The sequence below is a fragment of the Pseudomonas sp. NPDC089752 genome, from assembly GCF_044748725.1.
GTDB lineage: Bacteria > Pseudomonadota > Gammaproteobacteria > Pseudomonadales > Pseudomonadaceae > Aquipseudomonas.
This window is the reverse complement of the sequence record NZ_JBIVGP010000033.1, coordinates 1,217-4,196: the sequence shown is the minus strand read 5'-3', so window position 1 is coordinate 4,196 and position 2,980 is coordinate 1,217. Positions and strand designations below refer to the sequence as shown.

Here is a 2,980-nt window from a genome sequence, read left to right as displayed (position 1 = left end):
AGCAGATTGCTTGGGTGTTATATGGTCAAGCCTCACGGGCAATTAGTATTGGTTAGCTCAACGCCTCACAGCGCTTACACACCCAACCTATCAACGTCGTAGTCTTCGACGGCCCTTTAGGGGATTCAAGATCCCAGTGAGATCTCATCTTGAGGCAAGTTTCCCGCTTAGATGCTTTCAGCGGTTATCTCTTCCGAACATAGCTACCCGGCAATGCCACTGGCGTGACAACCGGAACACCAGAGGTTCGTCCACTCCGGTCCTCTCGTACTAGGAGCAGCCCCTCTCAAATCTCAAACGTCCACGGCAGATAGGGACCGAACTGTCTCACGACGTTCTAAACCCAGCTCGCGTACCACTTTAAATGGCGAACAGCCATACCCTTGGGACCGGCTTCAGCCCCAGGATGTGATGAGCCGACATCGAGGTGCCAAACACCGCCGTCGATATGAACTCTTGGGCGGTATCAGCCTGTTATCCCCGGAGTACCTTTTATCCGTTGAGCGATGGCCCTTCCATACAGAACCACCGGATCACTAAGACCTACTTTCGTACCTGCTCGACGTGTTTGTCTCGCAGTCAAGCGCGCTTTTGCCTTTATACTCTACGACCGATTTCCGACCGGTCTGAGCGCACCTTCGTACTCCTCCGTTACTCTTTGGGAGGAGACCGCCCCAGTCAAACTACCCACCATACACTGTCCTCGATCCGGATAACGGACCTGAGTTAGAACCTCAAAGTTGCCAGGGTGGTATTTCAAGGATGGCTCCATGAGAACTGGCGTCCCCACTTCAAAGCCTCCCACCTATCCTACACAAGCAAATTCAAAGTCCAGTGCAAAGCTATAGTAAAGGTTCACGGGGTCTTTCCGTCTAGCCGCGGATACACTGCATCTTCACAGCGATTTCAATTTCACTGAGTCTCGGGTGGAGACAGCGCCGCCATCGTTACGCCATTCGTGCAGGTCGGAACTTACCCGACAAGGAATTTCGCTACCTTAGGACCGTTATAGTTACGGCCGCCGTTTACCGGGGCTTCGATCAAGAGCTTCGCTTGCGCTAACCCCATCAATTAACCTTCCGGCACCGGGCAGGCGTCACACCCTATACGTCCACTTTCGTGTTTGCAGAGTGCTGTGTTTTTAATAAACAGTCGCAGCGGCCTGGTATCTTCGACCGGCGTGGGCTTACGGAGCAAGTCCTTCACCCTCACCGGCGCACCTTCTCCCGAAGTTACGGTGCCATTTTGCCTAGTTCCTTCACCCGAGTTCTCTCAAGCGCCTTGGTATTCTCTACCTAACCACCTGTGTCGGTTTGGGGTACGGTTCCCAGTTATCTGAAGCTTAGGAGCTTTTCTTGGAAGCATGGCATCAACCACTTCGTCGCCTAAAGGCAACTCGTCATCAGCTCTCGGCCTTGAGATCCCGGATTTGCCTAAGATCTCAGCCTACCACCTTAAACTTGGACAACCAACGCCAAGCTGGCCTAGCCTTCTCCGTCCCTCCATCGCAATAACTGGAAGTACAGGAATATTAACCTGTTTTCCATCGACTACGCTTTTCAGCCTCGCCTTAGGGACCGACTAACCCTGCGTCGATTAACGTTGCGCAGGAAACCTTGGTCTTTCGGCGTGCGAGTTTTTCACTCGCATTGTCGTTACTCATGTCAGCATTCGCACTTCTGATACCTCCAGCAAGCTTCTCAACTCACCTTCACAGGCTTACAGAACGCTCCTCTACCGCATCACCAAAGGTGATACCCGTAGCTTCGGTGCATGGTTTGAGCCCCGTTACATCTTCCGCGCAGGCCGACTCGACTAGTGAGCTATTACGCTTTCTTTAAAGGGTGGCTGCTTCTAAGCCAACCTCCTAGCTGTCTAAGCCTTCCCACATCGTTTCCCACTTAACCATGACTTTGGGACCTTAGCTGACGGTCTGGGTTGTTTCCCTTTTCACGACGGACGTTAGCACCCGCCGTGTGTCTCCCATGCTCGGCACTTGTAGGTATTCGGAGTTTGCATCGGTTTGGTAAGTCGGGATGACCCCCTAGCCGAAACAGTGCTCTACCCCCTACAGTGATACATGAGGCGCTACCTAAATAGCTTTCGAGGAGAACCAGCTATCTCCGAGCTTGATTAGCCTTTCACTCCGATCCACAGGTCATCCGCTAACTTTTCAACGGTAGTCGGTTCGGTCCTCCAGTCAGTGTTACCTAACCTTCAACCTGCCCATGGATAGATCGCCCGGTTTCGGGTCTATACCCAGCGACTAAACGCCCTATTAAGACTCGCTTTCGCTACGCCTCCCCTATTCGGTTAAGCTCGCCACTGAATATAAGTCGCTGACCCATTATACAAAAGGTACGCAGTCACCTAACAAAGTAGGCTCCCACTGCTTGTACGCATACGGTTTCAGGTTCTATTTCACTCCCCTCTCCGGGGTTCTTTTCGCCTTTCCCTCACGGTACTGGTTCACTATCGGTCAGTCAGTAGTATTTAGCCTTGGAGGATGGTCCCCCCATGTTCAGACAAAGTTTCTCGTGCTCCGTCCTACTCGATTTCATTGACAAGAGATTTTCGTGTACGGGGCTATCACCCACTATGGCCGCACTTTCCAGAGCGTTCCACTAATCTCAAATCAACTTAAGGGCTGGTCCCCGTTCGCTCGCCACTACTAAGGGAATCTCGGTTGATTTCTTTTCCTCAGGGTACTTAGATGTTTCAGTTCCCCTGGTTCGCCTCTTGCACCTATGTATTCAGTACAAGATACTCAGCTTGTGCTGAGTGGGTTCCCCCATTCAGAGATCTCTGGATCACAGTCTGTTTGCCGACTCCCCAAAGCTTATCGCAGGCTACCACGTCTTTCATCGCCTCTGACTGCCAAGGCATCCACCGTATGCGCTTCTTCACTTGACCATATAACCCCAAGCAATCTGGTTATACTGTGAAGACGACATTCGCCGAAAATTCGCATTTCGCTCAA

Annotated in this window: 1 rRNA gene; it reads right to left on the bottom strand. The window is 51.9% G+C overall.

The features are described from left to right. Window positions 1–21: 21 nt before the first annotated feature. Window positions 22–2,913, bottom strand: a 23S ribosomal RNA gene (locus ACIPZF_RS26060). Window positions 2,914–2,980 lie beyond the last annotated feature (67 nt).